Below are 17,434 nucleotides of genomic sequence, written 5' to 3'. Positions count from 1 at the left end.
GCAGCGCGCTCGGGATCGCGCTTCGCGCGACTCCGGCGCTGCTCCGCAGAGCCGGGACCCACCGTGCGGCCAGACTGGGTCCCGGTTCAGCAGCGCAGCATTGCGTGTTGCGCCGCGCCCGGGACACGGGGAAAGCCATGCTGAACTTCCTCGGCCAGCGCATCCTGCAGCTGATCCCGACGCTGTTCTTCGTGTCGGTCCTGATCTTTTCGCTGCAGCATCTGTTGCCCGGCGATCCCGCGCTTGTCATGGCCGGCGAGGAACGCGATCCCGAGGTGATCGCGCAAATCCGCGCGCAATACCGGCTCGATCAGCCGATCCCGATCCAGTACGTCTACTGGGTCAAGGGCGTGCTGTCGGGGGATTTCGGCGAGTCGCTGCGCATCAAGGTGCCGGTGCTGAGCCTGATCGCGCAGAAACTGCCGGTGACGATCCAGCTCGGCTCGATGGCGATCGTGATCGCCTTCCTGATCGGCATTCCCGCCGGCATCGTATCGGCCGTAAAGAAAGGCACGGCGTGGGACTACGGCGCCAATCTGTTCGCGCTGTGGGGCATCTCGACCCCGAATTTCTGGCTCGGCATCATGCTGATCTTCCTGTTCTCGATCGAGCTCGGCTGGCTTCCGGCCTCCGGCTATGTGCCGCTTAGCGAAAACTGGCGCGCCAGCCTCGCCTCCACCATCATGCCGGCTTTCGTGCTCGGCAACGCCATCGCCGCGATCCTGATGCGGCATACCCGCAGCGCCATGCTGCAGGTGCTGGAAAGCGACTACGTCCGCACCGCGCGCGCAAAAGGCCTTTCCGAACGCTCGGTGATCCTCAAGCACGCGATGCGCAACGCGCTGACGCCGGTGATCACGCTCGGCGCGCTCGAACTCGGCACGCTGCTGTCGGGCGCGGTGCTGACCGAGCAGATTTTTTCGATTCCGGGTTTTGGAAAATTGATCGTCGACGCGGTGTTCAACCGTGACTACGCGGTCGTGCAAGGCGTCGTGCTGACAACGGCGACGATCTACATCACGCTGAATCTTGTCGCCGATATCGCCTATGTCCTCGTCAACCCGCGGCTGAGGGCGTAAAGCATGACCGACGTCGCCCTCGGCACCCTTCCAAAAGTCGCCTCCGATGAACTGGAGAGCCCGACCCGGCGCGCGCTGCGGCGGCTGTTCAAGCGCAAGGGCGCCGTGGTCGGCCTCGTCGTCATCGCGCTGTTCGTGGTGCTCTCGCTGTTCGCTCCGCTGATCGTGCCCTATGACCCGATCGCAACCAGCTGGTCGCTGGTGCGCAAGCCGCCGACGCTGCAGCACTGGTTCGGCACCGACGATCTCGGCCGCGACATCCTGGCCCGCGTGGTCTATGGCGCGCGGGCCTCGCTGATGGCCGGCGCGATCTCGGTCGGGATTGCGCTCGGCATCGGCGTGCCGCTCGGCCTGCTGTCAGGCTATCGCGGCGGCTTCATCGACAGCCTGATCAGCCGCATCACCGACGCGATGCTGGCCTGCCCGTTCCTGATCCTCGCCATTGCGCTGGCGGCGTTTCTCGGCCCGAGCCTCGGCAATGCCATGATCGCGATCGGCGTCTCGGCGACGCCGATCTTCGTGCGGCTGACCCGCGGCCAGGTGATGAGCGTCAAGGTCGAGGATTATGTCGAGGCGGCGCGTGCGATGGGCAATCCGCGCTGGCGCATCGCGCTGTTCCATATCCTGCCGAACATCATGCCGGCGCTTCTGGTGCAGGCGACGCTGTCGATCGCGGCCGCCATCATTGCGGAGGCCGCACTGTCGTTCCTCGGCCTCGGCCAGCAGCCGCCCTCGCCGTCCTGGGGCAGCATGCTCAACGCCGCGCAACGTTTCCTGACCAACGCGCCCTGGATGGCGATCTGGCCGGGCCTTGCGATCTTCCTCGTGGTGCTGTCGTTCAACCTGGTCGGCGACGGTTTGCGCGACGCGCTTGATCCAAGGGAGCGTTAGGCGGAGGTCCTGAGCCGTCATTGCGAGCGCAGCGAAGCAATCCATCTGTCCACGCTGAAGCTATGGATTGCTTCCGCCTTCGCTCGTTGGGGTACGGCGGACAAGTCGTCGCGGAGCCTGTCATCGGGCGCACATTCGCGCGACCCGTTGGCTCCTCGCAATGACGACAATTGAGAGCTGAAGAACTCCGCGCTTAAATCACCAGCTCCCGCAACACCCGCCGGCAATCCATCTCGTATTCGAGGTCGATCACCGGGGGCCTTGCAAAATGCCAGGTCAGGCCCGAACGCGCGGCGCCGCGGCGGACCAGCTCTTCGGCAAACACCGGATGGAAGTCGTGGATCGTGTAGGTCTGTGCCGCCGTCGCATCCTTCCAGCCGAAACCGAACTCGCCCATGCGCTTTTCCATCGTGGCGACCACATGGCGGATCTTTTCCTTCATCCCCTCGGGGCTGAGGTCGCGGTAACGCACGGTGCGCTCGGCATAGGTTGCACCGCCTTCCAGCGATTCGCCGCTGCCCGCGATCACGAAGCTCGGCGTCGTATTTCCGCTCGGGCGCGTGAACGAGAAGGCATAGAACGACGGCTCGACCGGCGGATCGATCTCGGGACAGACATTGCTGCGCGCCACCGGGTTGGCGGTGCCGTCATAGATGTCCCATTCGGCGAGCGTCTTGACATAGTGCAGGTTGAAATTACGGAAGCCCTCGTCGGTGAAGGCCGCCGGCGAACGCAGCTCGCAGGCGCAGAACGAGGTCAGCGGCCTGCCCGCGGCCTGAATATACTTCGCGATCTGGGAAAAGCCTTCCGCCAGCGCCACCGGTTTGTCGAACCGCACCCGCTCGACCTCGAACCCGGGATTGGCCGCAGCGCCAGCCGAATATTGAAACACCGCCGGGATGAACCGGTAATTGCCGGCGACAAAGTCGGTCGTCATATCCGCTCTCCGTTTCTTGTTATTCCAGTTGCATCCGGACGCCCCTGGCGCCGTTGAGCAGCCGCTTCAGATGAAAGCCGGCGAGCGCATCGTCGGCATGCGCGCCGACCAGCGCCGCAAAGGCCGGCATTGCCGCCGGGTCACCGGCCTCGAGCTTGGCGAATGCTTCGGAATATTGCGACGTCGCGGGGCTCTCAAACGCTTCCGCCGTCAACGGCTCATAGGCGCGCAGCGGCTCGCTGCGCCCGCGCAGCACGAGGTCGCCGACCGGCCGGCCGCGGAAATCTCCGGCGCCATCAGCGACGACCGCGCTGACGCAAATCCGCGTGCCCAGGAATTTGTTGGCGGCCTCCAGCCGCGCCGCGGTGTTGATGGTGTCGCCATAGGCGGTGTAGTCGAAAAACCTGCTGCCGCCGAAATTGCCGACCAGCGCGGGACCGGCGTGAACGCCGACGCGCGTGGCCCCGAAATTCACGCCCTTTTCCTTCCAGCGCAGGCGAAACTCCTGCGCCCAGAGATCGAGATCGTGGGCGCAGGCGATCGCGCGCCTGGCGTAATCAGGCTGATCCCCCGGCGCGTTGAACAGAACCTGGATCGCATCGCCGATGACCTTGGCGACCGTCCCCTCATGCGCGAACACCACGTCGGTTATGCCGCCCACATAGTCGCCAAGCAGCGTACCCAGCACGTCGGGTGCGGCGGTTTCCACCAGCGAGGTGAAACCGGTGATGTCGGTGAAGATCGCCGCGACCTCGCGCCAATGCACCTCCATGCCGTCGCTGTCGCCGATGGCGGCAAGGCGGCTCGCAATCTGCGGCGAGAAATAGCGCGACAGCGAGGCGTGCGCGCGCTCGGCCTCGGCCTGGCGGCGGCGCGCCTCGCGCATCATCTCGACATGGCGGATGGTCTTGTCGATCGTCATTTCCAGATCGCCGAAATCGATCGGCTTGGTCAGGAAATCGAACGCGCCGCGGTTCATCGCGGTGCGGATGTTGCTCATGTCGCCATAGGCGGACACGATGATGGTGGATTTCTTGTCTTCGGCCTCCTGCAGCTTGGCGAGCAGCGACAGCCCGTCCATCCGCGGCATGTTGATGTCGGATACCACCATGTCGACATGCGGGTTCTGCTCGATCGAGGCCAGCGCTTCGATCCCGTCATGGGCGAACACAAAGGTTACGATGCCGTCGCGGATCTGGCGACGGAATTTCTGCAGCACCAGAGCCTCGAGATCGGGTTCGTCGTCGACGACGAGGATCGTTGCGGTCATGCGGCTTGCCCGAGCCGGGTATCGATCTCGTGGCGCAGCAGCGCAAAATCGATCGGCTTGGTCAAGAGGCCGATCGCGCCGCGCTCGATCGCCTTGCGGCGGGTTTCGGCATCGCCATAGGCGGTGATCATGATGACGGGCACATCAGGCCGCGCCGCGCGCACCTTCGGCAGCATTTCAAGCCCGCTCATGCCGGGCATGTTGATGTCGGACAGGATCAGGATCAGCGACGGGTCACGAACTTCCGCAGCACGCTCCAGCGCCGCAGGCGCCGACGGCGCGAACTCCATCGTAAAGCGACCGGATCTGAGGTCGCGTCGGAACTGCTGCCGAAACAGCGTTTCGACATCGGGCTCGTCATCCACGACGAGGATGTAAACGCTCAATTTTGCCTCCAGTATCATTGGGCATGATCTTACCCGAAAACCGGTCTCCACGTTTCGGGATCATGCCTGCGCTACGCCTTTTCGCGGCAGCGTAATAATGAATTCGGTGAATACATCAGGCTCCGTCCGTACGTCGATCTTGCCACCATGCTGTTTCACCACGATGTCGTGACTCATCGATAATCCGAGCCCGGTTCCCTCGCCCGCTGGTTTCGTCGTGAAGAAGGGATTGAACATTTTCTCCTTCACTTCCAAGGGGATACCCGTACCATTGTCACGAATCCGGATTTCCACCTTGTTGCCGAGGTTTTTCGTCGTCGCCGTCAGAACAGGCTCGAAGCCCTCCTCGCCCGTCTCCTTGCGCTTGGTCGCGGCGTAAAAACCGTTCGAGATCAGATTGAGGAAAACCCGCGTAATTTCCTGCGGATAGAGATCGAGCATGCCGGCCTCGGGGTCGAAATCGCGCTTGAGCGTGATGTTGAATCCGGATCTTTCCGCCCGCGCGCCGTGATAGGCGAGGTTAAGGCTCTCCTCCATGATCGCATTGATGTCGGCGGACCGGAGTTCGCCTGATCCCTCGCGCGAATGCAGCAGCATATTCTTGACGATCGAGTCGGCGCGCTTGCCGTGCTGCACGACCTTTTCGAGATTGCCCCTCAGCATATGGGTGAGTTCGTCGATCTCCTCGCGGGTCTTGTCGTCGAGCGCGGCGGGCTTCAGCACATCGTTCAGCTCGTCGATCAGTTCCGCCGACAGCGCCGAGAAATTGTTGACGAAATTGAGCGGGTTCTTGATTTCGTGCGCGATCCCCGCGGTGAGCTGGCCGAGCGAGGCCAGCTTCTCGGTCTGCACCAGGCGGTCCTGCGCGGTGCGCAATTCGTCGAGAGACTCGCTCAGATCCTTGGTGCGTTCGCGCAATTCGCGGAGCAGCCGCGTGTTCTCGATGGCGATCACGGCCTGGTTGGCGAAATTGCTGACAAGCGCGATCTGCTTGTCGGTAAACGGCCGGACCTCCTGGCGATAGATCGCGATCGTGCCGATCAAGTCGTTTTCCTTGAGCAGCGGAACGATGACAATGGTGCGGGCCCCCGCAAGATCGGACATCGCAACAACGGCTGGATGGCCTTCGAGATAGGGCTGTTGTGTCCGAAGGTCCTCGATTTGAACCGCCTGATGCGTCCTTACAATCGTGCCAAGACCGCTGTTCGGGTGCGGATAGATCGGCTCATCCGCCTGAGCGACATACGCTTGCGGTACATTGAAGAGTGCAACGTTGCGGAAGCTGTTCCCGTCGTACTGATTCATCGTGCCAAAATGCGCGCCGCAGATATGCGTAGCGTTTTCGAGCATCTTCTGGAACACCGGATCCAGTTCGCCCGGAGATGAGCTGATGACTTCCAATACTTCCGATGTCGCGGTTTGCTGTTCGAGCGTTTCTCTCAGTTCTGCAGTCCTTGTCTCGACCTTCTTCTCCAGGTCGGCATAGGATTCCTGCAGCCGCACGCCCATGTCATTGAACTGATTGGCGAGGCCTTCGAGTTCGTCGCCGGTCTTGATGTTGATGCGCTGGGCGAAATCGCCGCCGCCGATGCGTTCGGCGCCGGCCCGCAATGCCTGGATCGGGCCGACCATGCGACGTGCCAGGAAAATTCCGGCGAGCACCGCAACGATCGATGCCGCCGCGAGCAGCAAGGCAAGCCGCTGCAGCGCCTGGTACAGCGAGGCGTAGGCTTCCTTGACCGGCAGTTCGACGAACATCGTCCATCCGAGCGGGGCGATCGGCGCCGATGCCGTCAGCACTTCCTGCCCCTGGATGTTCAGCGCGCCCTGCAATTCAACGGCTTCGCTCGTTCTGCCGGTGCGGGCGGCGGCCTGCACCTGCGTCAGCTTCGACATGTCGGTGTTGCGCAGCACCAGGCTGATGTCGGGATGGGCAATCAGGCGTCCCGCCGAGCCGACGACATAGGCGTGGCCGCGCTCGCCGACCTTGATCTGCGAGACCACGTCCCAGATCAGCTTCAGATTGACCTCAGCGATGCTGACACCGGCATCCTTGCGGGTGCCGGCCAGCGATAGCGTCATGTAGGGCTCGGACTCCCGGCGAAAATACACCGGCCCGTAAAACACCTTGTTGGCGACGGCTTCCGTGAATTTCGGGTCCTTGGAAAGGTCGAGGCCGGAGTCGACGACGTCCATCGCCAGCCGCGACACCCGCAGGCGTTCCTTGCCGGTGGAATCGATCTGCGACAGCTCGGTGATCGCCGGCACCTGCCGCAGCAGGCGGAGCGCGTCGAACCGGCGATCCTGCAGCGATCCGGCCGACCACGGCAATTGGGTGGTCCAGCCCAGCTGGCTTTCGATTTCCTTGATGAACTGGCCGATCTTGGCAGCGGCGGCTTCGGCCTGCTCGTGCTGGATCCGGATCAGGGAGGTTTTGTGCTCCCGATAATAGAAGAAAACCTCGAAAATCCCGTTGGAAAGCAGCGCCACGCCCACCACGGCAACGAACAGCGCGACGTATTTGGTGAACAGCCGGTTGCGGGTTTTGGTCCCGGGCGCCCCCGGCACGGGCACAGCATTCTCCGCGGGCGAGGCCGCCAGCGTGCGCCCCTCGGGGGTGCCGGGATGCAGGGAAATGCTCATCCCGGCCAAGGTATCAAGAAGCCTTGAGCTTGTCTCTTGCCGCAGCGCGGCAAAGCCGGAGCTCATAACGAAACGGCGGCGATCAGGACCGCCGCCGTCTTCGTCCTATCCGCCTGCCATGCTCAGGTCGGTTTGAGCCCAGGCGTTCCCAGATCGAAATCCGCGATTTCCTTCGTCCGCTGCGAACCGGCCTTGGCCTGGTGGTCGGTGGCCATCCAGACATAGACCGCCGGCAGCACGAACAGCGTGAACAGCGTACCGATCGACATGCCGGAGACCACGACGAGACCAATCGAGAAGCGGCTCGCCGCACCCGCGCCCGTTGCGGTCAGTAGCGGGATCAGGCCGGTGACCATCGCCGCCGTCGTCATCAGGATCGGACGCAGCCGGATCCGGGCCGCCATTTCGATCGCCGAACGCTTGTCGAGACCTTCCTTGAGCTGCAGTTCGTTGGCGAACTCCACCATCAGGATGCCGTGCTTGGTGATCAGGCCGACCAAGGTCAGCAATCCGACCTGGGTATAGATGTTGATCGTCGCCATGCCGAAGAACAGCGGGATCAGTGCGCCGACGATTGCCATGGGAACGCTGATCATGATCACCAGCGGATCGCGCAGGCTTTCGAATTGCGCCGCCAGCACCAGGAAGATGATGATCAGCGCGAAACCGAAGGTGATCGCGAGCTGATTGCCTTCCTGCACATATTGGCGGGAATCGGCCAGATAGTCGTGACCGAAGCCGGCGGGCAACTTCTTGGCTTCACCTTCGAGGAAGTCCACCGCCTGCCCAACCGTCACGCCCGGCATCGGCACCGCCTGGAAGGTCGCGGAGTTCAGCTGGTTGTAATGCGTCAGCGAATTCGGATCAGTCGCGGTCTCGATCGACACGATGGTCGACAGCGGCACCAACTGCCCCGTGTTGGTCGGGACATAGTAACCGCCGAGCGATTCCGGCGACAGCCGCATGCCGCGGGGGACCTGCGGGATCACCTGATACGAGCGCCCCTCGAGGTTGAAGCGATTGACGTAATTGCCGCCGAGCAGAGTCTGCAACGTGGCACCGACCTGCGCCATGTTGATGCCGAGATCGCTTGCCTTGGAACGGTCGATGTTGACCCGCACCACCGGCTGATTGAAGTCGAGGTCGCTGTCGGAGACGATGAACAGGCCGCTCTTGCGCGCCGCGTCCTTTAGCTTGTTCATCTCCTCATAGACGGCCTGGAAGCCGGCGGTCGAATTGATCACCATCTGCACCGGCAGACCACCGGGCCCGCCCGGGAGCGGCGGCAGGTTGAACGCGAACGCCTGGACACCTTCGATCTTGCTGATCTCCGCCTGTACCAGCGGCTTCAGCTTGATCGAGGAACGTTCACGCTCGTCCCACGGCTTGAGCAGCATGCCGGCGATCCCGCCCTGCGGCCCATTGATGCCATTCAGGACGAAGCGCAGGTCGGTTTCGGGAAATTTGGCAAACGCCTTGTCGAGCTTGTCGCCGTAGAAGTCGACATAGTCGATGTTGGCGTATTTCGGCGCCTTGGTCACCGAGAACACGATGCCCTGGTCCTCTTCCGGCGCGAGTTCCTTGGCCGTGTTCATATAGAGGAACCCGACCAGACCAAGGATCGTCAGCGCGAACACGCCGGTGATCGGACGATAGTCGAGCGAGCGATCGAGTTGCCTTCCGTACCAGCGCGTCATCGCGCCGAACACCCGGTTGACGATCCTGGCGAAACGCCCCTCTTCGGCGCTCTTGAGCAGGACCGAGCACATCATCGGCGACAGTGTCAGCGCAATCACACCGGACACGATCACCGAGCCTGCGAGCGTGAAGGCAAATTCGCGGAACAGCGAGCCAGTCAAGCCGCCGAGGAATCCGATCGGGGCATACACAGCCGCCAGCGTGATCGTCATCGAGATCACGGGGCCGACGATTTCGCGCGCACCCTGCAGTGACGCCTGTACCGGTGTTTTTCCCTCTTCCAGATGACGATGGATGTTCTCGACCACCACGATGGCATCGTCGACCACGAGCCCGATGGCGAGCACCATCGCCAGCAGCGTCAGCAGGTTGAAGCTGAAGCCCAGCGCCAGCATCAGGCTGCAGACGCCAATCAGCGACAGCGGTATAGTTACGACGGGAATGATGACCGAACGGAACGATGCCAGGAACAGGAAGATCACGACCACGACGATCAGCATCGCCTCGATCAGCGTGTTCTGCACCTCGTCGATCGATGACTGAATGAACTTGGTGGAATCGTAGGCCACCTTCATCTTCATCGAAGGCGGCAAGTTGCGTTCCAGCTCCGGAAACAGCGCACGGACGCCTTTGACCAGCGTCAACGGATTGCCTTGCGGGGTCGCCTGCACGCCGATGAAGATCGCGCGCTCGCCGCTGAACGCGACACTCGCGTCGGTGCTTTGCGCCGCCAGTTCGACGGTCGCGATATCCTCGACCCGAACAAAGCCGCCGTCCTTGGACTTGACGATCATCCGCTTGAACTGATCGAGGCTCCGCAAGTCGGTATTGGTCGTAATGTTGGAGACGATGAAGTAGCCCTTGGCCTGGCCCGCGGCAGCCTGGAAGTTGTTGGCCTGGATCGCCGCCTGGACATCGCTCGGCGATACGCCGCGTCCGGCCATCTTGATCGGATCAAGCCACAGCCGCATCGCGAATGTTTGCCCGCCCAGAATGTCAGCCGACGCCACGCCGTCGACGGTGGACAGCACCGGCTGAACCACGCGCGTCAGATAGTCCGAGATCGCCGAACCGGACAACTCCTCGCTGGAGAAGCCGAGATACATCACGGCCGTTGTCTGGCCGGTTGTCTTGGTCACGATCGGATCGTTGGATTCTTTCGGGATCAGATATTTGACCGAGTTTGTCTTGGCGAGAACTTCGGTCAGCGCCTGGTTCGGATCGAAATTCAGCTTGATGTAGACCTGGATCGTGCTCGTGCCCTGCACCGACGATGACGTGATGTAGTCGACACCTTCGGCGGAGGCGATCGCCTGCTCGATCGGCGTCGTGATGAAGCCCTGAATCAAATTCGCCGACGCGCCCGGATAGACGGTGGTGACGTTGATCACCGTGTTCGAGAGCTTCGGATACTGCCGGATCGGCAAGACGCTGGCGGCCCGCAGACCGAGCAAAAGAATCAGCAGGCTGACGACGACCGACAAAACCGGGCGCTTGATGAAGATATCAGTTAAGGCCATCGCTGGTTATCCAGTTCAAACATGTGGGCACGGTCCCTCCACGAGACCGATGCCTGAATCTTGATGTTGCAAACGCGGCCTTCGGCCCCGTCACGTTCAATAGCGCGGCGGCTTCGCCGGAATCACAGGCGCCGGATCGGCCGAAATCGTCACTGCCGCACCCGATTGCAGCTTGAGCTGTCCGACCGCAACGACACGATCGCCGGACTTCAGCCCTTTCAGGATCTCGGCACGCCCGTCGATGCGGTTGCCGGTCTGCACGAAGGTGCGCACCGCCGTCAGGCTGGTCTTGCCGTCATCCTCTTTCTTCTCGGTGAGGAGATAGACGGAGTCGCCATACAGCGTGTAGTCGACCGCGGTCTCGGGAATGGTGACGACCGGCGGCTTGTCCGGCAGCACCACCGTGGTGGTCGCGAACATGCCCGGCTTGAGGATGCGGTCCGGGTTGTCGATCGTCGCCTGCACGCGAATGTTGCGCGTGTCGGTAGCGATCTGCGGCTCGATGGTCGTGATCTTGCCCTCGAACTTGCGGCCCGGATAGGCGTCGACCGCGATACGAACGATCTGTCCGACCTTGAGCGCGCCGCTGTCCTTTTCCGTCACGGTGAAGTTGGCATAGAGCCGCGACAGATCGGTCAACGAAACGATCTGCGTTCCCGCCGTCAGATACTGACCGACCTCGACCCTGCGAACGCCGAGTTCGCCGTCGAACGGGGCCCGCACCTGCTTTTGCGAGATGATGGCCTGGGTCTTGGCGATGCCGGCATTGGCCTGGTCGAACGCCGATTGCGCCTGGTCGACGGTTGCCTGCGGCCCGAACTGGCGGCTTGCCAGTTGCTTGGCGCGCTCGAGCGAGAGCTGCGCCATCGTCGCCTGCGCCTTGAAGCTGGCGAGGTCGGCCTGCTCGGGACCATCGAACAGCTGCACCAGCGGGGTGCCTTCCTTCACGGCAGCACCCGCGGTGAACATGATCTCGGTAATGCGGCCGTTCAAATCCGAGGTGACATTGACCTGATGCACGGCGGCGAGATCGCCGACCGCGGTCAACAGGTTCGGTATGACTTCGGACTTCGCGTCGGCAACGCTGACGCTGGTCGGCGGTGGTTTGTTGTTCGCGAAGAACTGCGCGATCATCTTGCCGCGGAAATAGTTGAACCAGACCAGGCCGCCGACCAGCAGGCTCAGCAACAGCCCGACGACGATGAACCAGCGCACCATCCGGACCGGACGCTTGCGCGCCTTGTCGCCGATCGGCTGCCCCTTGAGATGGCTTTCGGTTACGATATTCATTTCATGCACTTTCTGCAGTTACCGATTGTCCCGAATTCGGCGACGGCTCGTGGTCCAAATGCGTAGTAATTGCGGCTTCGTTGAGTCCGATGCCGCGAAGGATGAATTGGCAAAGCTGCCGTTCGAGATCGGCGGCGTTGCCGTAGGTAAGAACAGGCACCGCGGGAAGCCGCGACAGCGCGGCCATCAGCACGGTGTGATGCGCGAACCAGAACAGGTTGAGCGGTTCATCGCCGATCTTCGACGCATCGCCGGCCGCTACCGCGCTTTCGAGCGATTCAGTGAACACGCTGCCGATCAGATCGCTGATCTTGGTATAAAGCAGCCGCGCGAATTCGCCGTCGTCGAGATGGCTCGTCGTCATCAGCCGCAGCCGCTGCGCCTCTTCCTCGTCGGGGCCATCAGAGATCTGCATGAAATGCCCGACCATGCCCTTGATCAGTTCAACCAGCGTGCCGGTCGATGGCGGCAGGCCGAGCAGATGCGCCAGATCCGGATCGGCCTCGCACTCTTCCGCCAGGATTTCCGCATAGAGCGCCGCCTTGGACGGGAAGTGCTTGAACAGCAGCCCTTCCGAAATAGCCGCGGCGGCCGCCACGCTCTTGGTCGTGGTGCCGGCAAAGCCGTTGCGGGCGAAGCATCGCTTGGCGGCGCTTAATATCAATTGACGCCGTAAATCACTCGTCATGCGAAGGCTGGACATGGGCGTGTGAGTAATCACTCACCTTGACCAAGTCAAGGTTTTATTGCAGCGCAAACCAGACATTTCGGCCTAGATCAGCTGCAATCCAGGGCCCGTCAGGTGTTCTCGCCGGGGGGGGGGGCGGGAATGCATCTGCATGTCGGGGTGCATATTGGAAAGACCTGTAGACCGCAGGCCGCCTGACGAAAGCGCATAAGCCGCCTACCCGCTTCAATTGGAGTTGACCCCGGCCCGGAGACGGAGTTTAAATTAGTTGCAACTGAGACTAATTTTAAACTGACGCGACCGCGTTAGTCTTGTCCGCCTTCGCAGAGAGCATGACTCGCCATGAATTGGGATGCACAGGAGCTGTCGGCGAATTTCGATCTGGAGAAGCTGACGCCGGACTTCTATGCCAACCCTTATCCGACCTATCGGGCCCTGCGCGAGAACGAGCCGGTCAAGCGGCTGCCGAACGGCTGCTACTTCCTGACCCGCTATGACGATTTGGTCGCGGCCTACAAGGCGACCAAGGTCTTCTCGTCCGACAAGAAGAAGGAGTTTCTTCCGAAATACGGCGACAGCCTGCTCTACGAGCACCACACCACCAGCCTCGTCTTCAACGATCCCCCCGCCCACACCAGGGTGCGGCGGCTGATCATGGGCGCGCTGTCACCGCGCGCGATTGCGGAGATGGAGCCCGATTTGATCAGGCTGGTTGACCGCCTGCTCGACGGTCTCGCCGCCAGGGGCGACGTCGAACTGATCGAGGATTTCGCCTCCGCCATCCCGATCCAGGTGATCGGCAATCTGCTCGACGTGCCGATGGAGGAGCGCGAGCCCCTGCGCGACTGGTCGCTCGCCATTCTCGGCGCGCTGGAGCCCGTGATCAGCAGGGAAGTGTTTGCGCGCGGCAACGAGGCGGTAGAGGATTTTCTTGGCTATCTCGAAATCCTGGTCGAGCGGCGGCGCGCAAATCCCGGCAACCCCGAGCGTGACGTGCTGACGCGGCTCATACAGGGTGAGGACAATGGCGAGCGGCTGACCTCGAAGGAACTGCTGCACAATTGCATCTTCCTGCTCAATGCCGGCCATGAGACCACCACCAATCTGATCGGCAACGGGCTGGTGGCGCTGTCGCATTATCCGCACCAGAAGGCGCGGCTGATCGCAAATCCCGCCATGATCAAGACCGCGGTCGAGGAGATGCTGCGCTTCGAAAGCTCGAACCAGCTCGGCAACCGCATGACGGTCGAGCCGGTCGAACTCGGCGGCATCGCAATGCCATCAGGCACGCCGGTGACGCTGTGCATCGGCGCCGCCAACCGCGATCCGAAGCAGTTCGCCGACCCTGAAAACCTCGATATCAGCCGCACGCCGAACCGGCATCTCGCCTTCGGCACCGGTGCACATCAATGCGCCGGCATGGCGCTGGCGCGGTTAGAGGGCGCGATCGCGATGTCGCGCTTCCTGGCGCGGTTTCCGAACTATGCGTTAAGCGGCGAGCCGGTGCGCGGCGGCCGGGTCCGCTTCCGTGGATTTCTGAGCGTGCCGTGTCAGGTCGGCGAAACCACGCGGGCATCGTAGGCGGCAGCCTGCCTACGCCGTCGCCGGCTCGCCTGCGATCGCGCGGTCGATCGCATCGATCAGCACCTGCATCTCCACGAATTTGGCGCGCGCCCGCTCGGCCTTGTCACGGTCGAACGGCGCCGCGAGCACCTTGGCGTGCGCATCGCGGTCTTCGAGCATGCGATCCCTCGCCTTGTTCAAATTGTCCAGTCGGTCGCTCATGCGGGCTCGCTTTGCTGTTGGCTGTATCCGGCTCTGCCAGGGAATCGCCGCGTGACCATAGGGCATAGCAAGGCCAATAGACCCAAATTAAATCAGCTTTCGCCCGATCGTCCTGTATCTATCCTTCGCCAAGTTGCTACCCTCGCCCATCACGATGCTTTCGAAGCATCAACTCCAGGGAGAGACCGACATGGCCAAGGGCGAGCAAAAGAACAATCGCGAGGCGAAGAAGCCCAAGAAGGAAAAGATCAAGACGATCGCGGCGGCGCCGAGCCAGAAGGGCGTCGGAAGCCTGCAATCGGGTTTTGGCTCGGGCAAAAAGAAATAGTCAGCAAGGCTGTCTGACAGGCTTCGGAGTTGAACCGACCCTCCTCACCTGCACCGGCGTCTCACCTGCACCGGCGTCGGCTGGGGTTTGCGCCGTTCGATCAGGCTCGATTCCGGCCACGGCCGTCGCTCTGCTTGGGCCGGTAATTAACCCGCGGTTTACCATGTTTGCGTACCTTTTTTCGCACCGGCGTTTCGAAAAAGGGCCTCCCGTATGGCGTACCGCGCAAATCAGCAGCTTCGTGAGGACATCTGGGATTACCGCTACCCCTCCGCGCCCGCCCCGCTGCCCGACGAGGAAGAGAAAGTCGTCAGTTTTGCCCGGCAGCCCGCGAAAGGACCCGGCACCACCGCGCTCAGCCTGATGCAGCAGGCCACCGAGATGTTCGAGGGCATCGAAAATCAGGCCCGCGAGACCGAAGCCCGCGCCCAGTCGCTGTGCAAGAGCGCCACCGAGCGGCTGCGGCTGGCCGAAAAGCAACGCGACGCCTCCGAGCGCGCGCGACGCGACCTGATCAATGATTTCAATGCCCGGCTCGAGGAAATGGCGAAGGCCATGCAGCAGGCCGAAAAGCGTATCGTCAGCGCCGAGGATCATGCGATCGCCGCCGAGTTCCGCGCGCAGGCGGCCGAGGCCCAGCTTCACAAAGCCAACCGCGAACTCGCCGCCATCGAGGACATGATCCGCAAGCGGCTTGTTTGATACTCTCCTGCGTCGTCCCGGCGAAGGCCGGGACCCATAACCACAGGCTTTCGTGGTTAGACCAAGCTGTCGCTCCAGCCTTTCTCAACAATCAACATCGGTGGCTATGGGTCCCGGCTCGCGCTTCGCTTGGCCGGGACGACGAGAACATTAAACCACCGACCGGTGCCGCTCGATGCAGGTCCGCAGCACCTCGTCCATCGGCTTGCTCCACCACTCCTCCGAAAAAATCTCGATCTCGGAATAACCCGCAAAGCCCTGCGCCTCGACCGCTGATCGCACCGATTTGATGTCGATGATGCCGTCGCCCATCATGCCGCGGTCGTTGAGGATGTCCCTGGTCGGCACCAGCCAGTCGCAGACGTGGAACGCCAATAGCCGATCCTTGCCGGCGCGCGCGATCTGCGGCAGCAATTCCGGATCCCACCAGATGTGATAGACGTCGAGCGCGACCCCGAGCGCGCCTGATCGTTTCGGATCGAGCCCATCGCAAAGATCCAGCGCCTGCTTTGTCGTGTTGACGCAGGCGCGGTCGCCGGCATAGGCGGGATGCAGCGGCTCGATCGCCAGCGGCATGTTTGCCTCCCTGGCGTATTCCATCATCTCGGCGATGCCGTCGTGAACCTGGCCGCGGGCCGCCAGGATATCCTTTGAGGCCGCGCTGCCCGGCCGCGAATATTGCGGCAGTCCGCCGACGACCAGCACGATGCAGGGCGCGCCCAGCGCCTTGGCCTCGTCCACCGCCCGGCGGTTGTCGTCGCGCGCCTCGATGCGATGCGCGGCGTCAGATGTGAACATGCCGCCACGGCAATAGCCTGTCAGTTCCAGCCCGGCATCGCGCACCGCACGCGCGGCACGCTCGAGGCCGACGGCGGCGACCTGATCGCGCCAGGGGTCGATGGCGCGGATGCCATGCCGCGCGCAGGCCTCGATGATCGCGACGAGATCGCCCTGCTTGCGGACCGTTGCCGTGTTCAGCGACAGCCAGCGATGGTCTTGCGAAAAATCCCGCATCAGGGCTCAACGCCGCGTGTCGCGAGCACGGTCTTCATCCGCCGCGTTGCCAGTTCTGGATTGGCGAGCAGGCCCGCCTGGTCGGCCAGCCTGAACAGTTCGGCCAGATGCAGCGTCGAGCGCGTGCTCTCCTGCCCGCCCACCATGGTGAAATGATCCTGGTGACCGTTGAGATAGGCCATGAACACGATTCCCGTTTTGTAGAACCGCGTCGGCGCCTTGAAGATATGCCGCGACAACGGCACGGTCGGCCCGAGCACGTCGTGGAAGCCGGCCTCATCGCCGGCCGCCAGCCGCGACAGCGCATAGGACGCCGCCGGCGCAATCGCATCGAAGATGCCGAGCAGCGCGTGCGAAAAGCCCTTGTCGTCGCCGGCGATCAGTTCGGCATAGTTGAAGTCGTCGCCGGTATACATCTTCACATTCTTGTCGAGCCGGCGGCGCATGTCGATCTCGCGCTGCTTGTCGAGCAACGAGACTTTTACGCCGTCGACCTTGGCGGCGTTGGCATTGATGATGCCGACCGCGATGTCCATCGCTTCGTCGAGGCTCGACGTGCCCCAGTAATTCGCCAGCGCCGGATCGAACATGTCGCCGAGCCAATGGATGATCACGGGCTCGCGGACCTGCGACAGCACGCGGTTATACACCTTGGCGTAATCGTCGGCATTGCGCCCGATTTTCGCCAGCGCACGCGAGGCCATCAGAATGATGCGCCCGCCGGCCTTCTCGACCGCCGCGATCTGCTCTTCGTAAGCACGGATCACGTCATCGATGCTCTTGGCATCCTCCACCGCAAGGTGGTCGGTGCCGGCGCCGGAGAACACCAGCGCATTGCCCCTCGCCCTGGCCGCCTTCACCGAGCGCTGGATCAGTTCCAGCGAGGTCGGCCAGTCCAGCCCCATGCCGCGCTGCGCGGTGTCCATCGACTCGGCAACGCCGAGACCGAGGTCCCAGATATGTTCGCGGAACGCGATGGTCTTGTCCCAGTCGACGGCTGATGTCAGCCACGGATCATTGTCGGCAAAGGGATCGGCGACCACATGCGCCGCCGAAAACGCCACGCGGTTCATTGTGCCTTCGAGCTTCGCCGGGAAAACCCGCGACGCCGCCAGGCGATAGGTCTCGATGCTGCGGTTCGCGGTCGGCAGTTTCAGCGACAGCGACGAGACAGGCATTACCGGCTTGTTCATGGCCTTAACC

The 17,434-nt window shown here is 62.6% G+C and carries 15 protein-coding genes; 5 read left to right on the top strand and 10 right to left on the bottom strand.

Annotated elements, in window-relative coordinates; translation table 11 throughout:
- Nucleotides 1-137: 137 nt before the first annotated feature.
- Nucleotides 138-1,079 (top strand): ABC transporter permease, encoded by a 942-nt coding sequence (locus JQ567_RS21820; RefSeq protein ID WP_192737237.1) that lies wholly within the window; start codon nucleotides 138-140, stop codon nucleotides 1,077-1,079.
- 3 nt (nucleotides 1,080-1,082) lie between these two features.
- Nucleotides 1,083-1,970, top strand: coding sequence for an ABC transporter permease (locus JQ567_RS21815; protein ID WP_212440702.1), 888 nt, complete (start codon nucleotides 1,083-1,085; stop codon nucleotides 1,968-1,970).
- A gap of 193 nt (nucleotides 1,971-2,163) precedes the next feature.
- Here the strand turns inward: JQ567_RS21815 and JQ567_RS21810 are convergent, their stop codons facing one another.
- From JQ567_RS21810 to JQ567_RS21780, 7 genes are all read right to left on the bottom strand, one after another.
- The gene (locus tag JQ567_RS21810; RefSeq protein WP_212440701.1) at nucleotides 2,164-2,907 is read right to left on the bottom strand and encodes a hypothetical protein; all 744 of its coding nucleotides are present in this window, start codon (nucleotides 2,905-2,907) and stop codon (nucleotides 2,164-2,166) included.
- Between the two features lie 19 nt (nucleotides 2,908-2,926).
- Nucleotides 2,927-4,177, bottom strand: a complete 1,251-nt coding sequence (locus JQ567_RS21805) for an adenylate/guanylate cyclase domain-containing protein (protein WP_212440700.1) — start codon at nucleotides 4,175-4,177, stop codon at nucleotides 2,927-2,929.
- The gene (locus JQ567_RS21800; protein ID WP_212440699.1) at nucleotides 4,174-4,563 is read right to left on the bottom strand and encodes a response regulator; all 390 of its coding nucleotides are present in this window, start codon (nucleotides 4,561-4,563) and stop codon (nucleotides 4,174-4,176) included. Before JQ567_RS21800 ends, JQ567_RS21805 begins: the two co-directional genes overlap by 4 nt.
- A 60-nt stretch (nucleotides 4,564-4,623) precedes the next feature.
- Nucleotides 4,624-7,206 (bottom strand): ATP-binding protein, encoded by a 2,583-nt coding sequence (locus JQ567_RS21795; protein ID WP_212440698.1) that lies wholly within the window; start codon nucleotides 7,204-7,206, stop codon nucleotides 4,624-4,626.
- 122 nt (nucleotides 7,207-7,328) lie between these two features.
- Nucleotides 7,329-10,424, bottom strand: coding sequence for a MexW/MexI family multidrug efflux RND transporter permease subunit (locus JQ567_RS21790; protein WP_212268463.1), 3,096 nt, complete (start codon nucleotides 10,422-10,424; stop codon nucleotides 7,329-7,331).
- Nucleotides 10,425-10,520: 96 nt separating this feature from the next.
- Nucleotides 10,521-11,714, bottom strand: coding sequence for an efflux RND transporter periplasmic adaptor subunit (locus JQ567_RS21785; RefSeq protein ID WP_212268481.1), 1,194 nt, complete (start codon nucleotides 11,712-11,714; stop codon nucleotides 10,521-10,523).
- Between the two features lies 1 nt (nucleotide 11,715).
- Nucleotides 11,716-12,417 (bottom strand): TetR/AcrR family transcriptional regulator, encoded by a 702-nt coding sequence (locus JQ567_RS21780; RefSeq protein ID WP_212440697.1) that lies wholly within the window; start codon nucleotides 12,415-12,417, stop codon nucleotides 11,716-11,718.
- 327 nt (nucleotides 12,418-12,744) lie between these two features.
- Between JQ567_RS21780 and JQ567_RS21775 the strand changes: the two genes are divergently transcribed.
- Nucleotides 12,745-13,983: a cytochrome P450 gene (locus tag JQ567_RS21775; protein ID WP_212440696.1), complete on the top strand. Its 1,239-nt coding sequence runs from the start codon at nucleotides 12,745-12,747 to the stop codon at nucleotides 13,981-13,983.
- A gap of 12 nt (nucleotides 13,984-13,995) precedes the next feature.
- Here the strand turns inward: JQ567_RS21775 and JQ567_RS21770 are convergent, their stop codons facing one another.
- The gene (locus JQ567_RS21770) at nucleotides 13,996-14,187 is read right to left on the bottom strand and encodes a hypothetical protein (protein ID WP_212440695.1); all 192 of its coding nucleotides are present in this window, start codon (nucleotides 14,185-14,187) and stop codon (nucleotides 13,996-13,998) included.
- Between the two features lie 190 nt (nucleotides 14,188-14,377).
- On the opposite strand from JQ567_RS21770, the gene JQ567_RS21765 reads away from it, so the two are divergent.
- Both JQ567_RS21765 and JQ567_RS21760 read left to right on the top strand, forming a co-directional pair.
- Nucleotides 14,378-14,515, top strand: coding sequence for a hypothetical protein (locus tag JQ567_RS21765; RefSeq protein ID WP_192737226.1), 138 nt, complete (start codon nucleotides 14,378-14,380; stop codon nucleotides 14,513-14,515).
- A gap of 213 nt (nucleotides 14,516-14,728) precedes the next feature.
- A complete protein-coding gene (locus JQ567_RS21760) occupies nucleotides 14,729-15,217 on the top strand; it encodes a hypothetical protein (RefSeq protein WP_212440694.1) in 489 nt (162 codons plus the stop codon).
- A gap of 150 nt (nucleotides 15,218-15,367) precedes the next feature.
- Here the strand turns inward: JQ567_RS21760 and JQ567_RS21755 are convergent, their stop codons facing one another.
- Together JQ567_RS21755 and JQ567_RS21750 are read right to left on the bottom strand one after the other, a co-directional pair.
- Nucleotides 15,368-16,231, bottom strand: coding sequence for a sugar phosphate isomerase/epimerase (locus JQ567_RS21755; protein ID WP_212440693.1), 864 nt, complete (start codon nucleotides 16,229-16,231; stop codon nucleotides 15,368-15,370).
- The gene (locus JQ567_RS21750) at nucleotides 16,231-17,424 is read right to left on the bottom strand and encodes a dihydrodipicolinate synthase family protein (RefSeq protein ID WP_212440692.1); all 1,194 of its coding nucleotides are present in this window, start codon (nucleotides 17,422-17,424) and stop codon (nucleotides 16,231-16,233) included. The genes JQ567_RS21755 and JQ567_RS21750 overlap by 1 nt, the downstream gene beginning before the upstream one ends.
- Nucleotides 17,425-17,434 lie beyond the last annotated feature (10 nt).

The sequence above is a fragment of the Bradyrhizobium sp. AUGA SZCCT0431 genome (assembly GCF_018131065.1).
GTDB lineage: Bacteria > Pseudomonadota > Alphaproteobacteria > Rhizobiales > Xanthobacteraceae > Bradyrhizobium.
Note: the sequence above shows the minus strand (reverse complement) of the source record. Positions and strands in the feature narration are given on the sequence as shown.

Coding starts and splice junctions, on each gene's coding strand:
- JQ567_RS21820 (WP_192737237.1), top strand. CDS start 138: ATGCTGAACTTCCTCGGCCAGCGCATCCTGCAGCTGATCCCGACGCTG.
- JQ567_RS21815 (WP_212440702.1), top strand. CDS start 1,083: ATGACCGACGTCGCCCTCGGCACCCTTCCAAAAGTCGCCTCCGATGAA.
- JQ567_RS21810 (WP_212440701.1), bottom strand. CDS start 2,907: ATGACGACCGACTTTGTCGCCGGCAATTACCGGTTCATCCCGGCGGTG.
- JQ567_RS21805 (WP_212440700.1), bottom strand. CDS start 4,177: ATGACCGCAACGATCCTCGTCGTCGACGACGAACCCGATCTCGAGGCT.
- JQ567_RS21795 (WP_212440698.1), bottom strand. CDS start 7,206: ATGAGCATTTCCCTGCATCCCGGCACCCCCGAGGGGCGCACGCTGGCG.
- JQ567_RS21790 (WP_212268463.1), bottom strand. CDS start 10,424: ATGGCCTTAACTGATATCTTCATCAAGCGCCCGGTTTTGTCGGTCGTC.
- JQ567_RS21785 (WP_212268481.1), bottom strand. CDS start 11,714: ATGAATATCGTAACCGAAAGCCATCTCAAGGGGCAGCCGATCGGCGAC.
- JQ567_RS21780 (WP_212440697.1), bottom strand. CDS start 12,417: ATGTCCAGCCTTCGCATGACGAGTGATTTACGGCGTCAATTGATATTA.
- JQ567_RS21775 (WP_212440696.1), top strand. CDS start 12,745: ATGAATTGGGATGCACAGGAGCTGTCGGCGAATTTCGATCTGGAGAAG.
- JQ567_RS21770 (WP_212440695.1), bottom strand. CDS start 14,187: ATGAGCGACCGACTGGACAATTTGAACAAGGCGAGGGATCGCATGCTC.
- JQ567_RS21765 (WP_192737226.1), top strand. CDS start 14,378: ATGGCCAAGGGCGAGCAAAAGAACAATCGCGAGGCGAAGAAGCCCAAG.
- JQ567_RS21760 (WP_212440694.1), top strand. CDS start 14,729: ATGGCGTACCGCGCAAATCAGCAGCTTCGTGAGGACATCTGGGATTAC.
- JQ567_RS21755 (WP_212440693.1), bottom strand. CDS start 16,231: ATGCGGGATTTTTCGCAAGACCATCGCTGGCTGTCGCTGAACACGGCA.
- JQ567_RS21750 (WP_212440692.1), bottom strand. CDS start 17,424: ATGAACAAGCCGGTAATGCCTGTCTCGTCGCTGTCGCTGAAACTGCCG.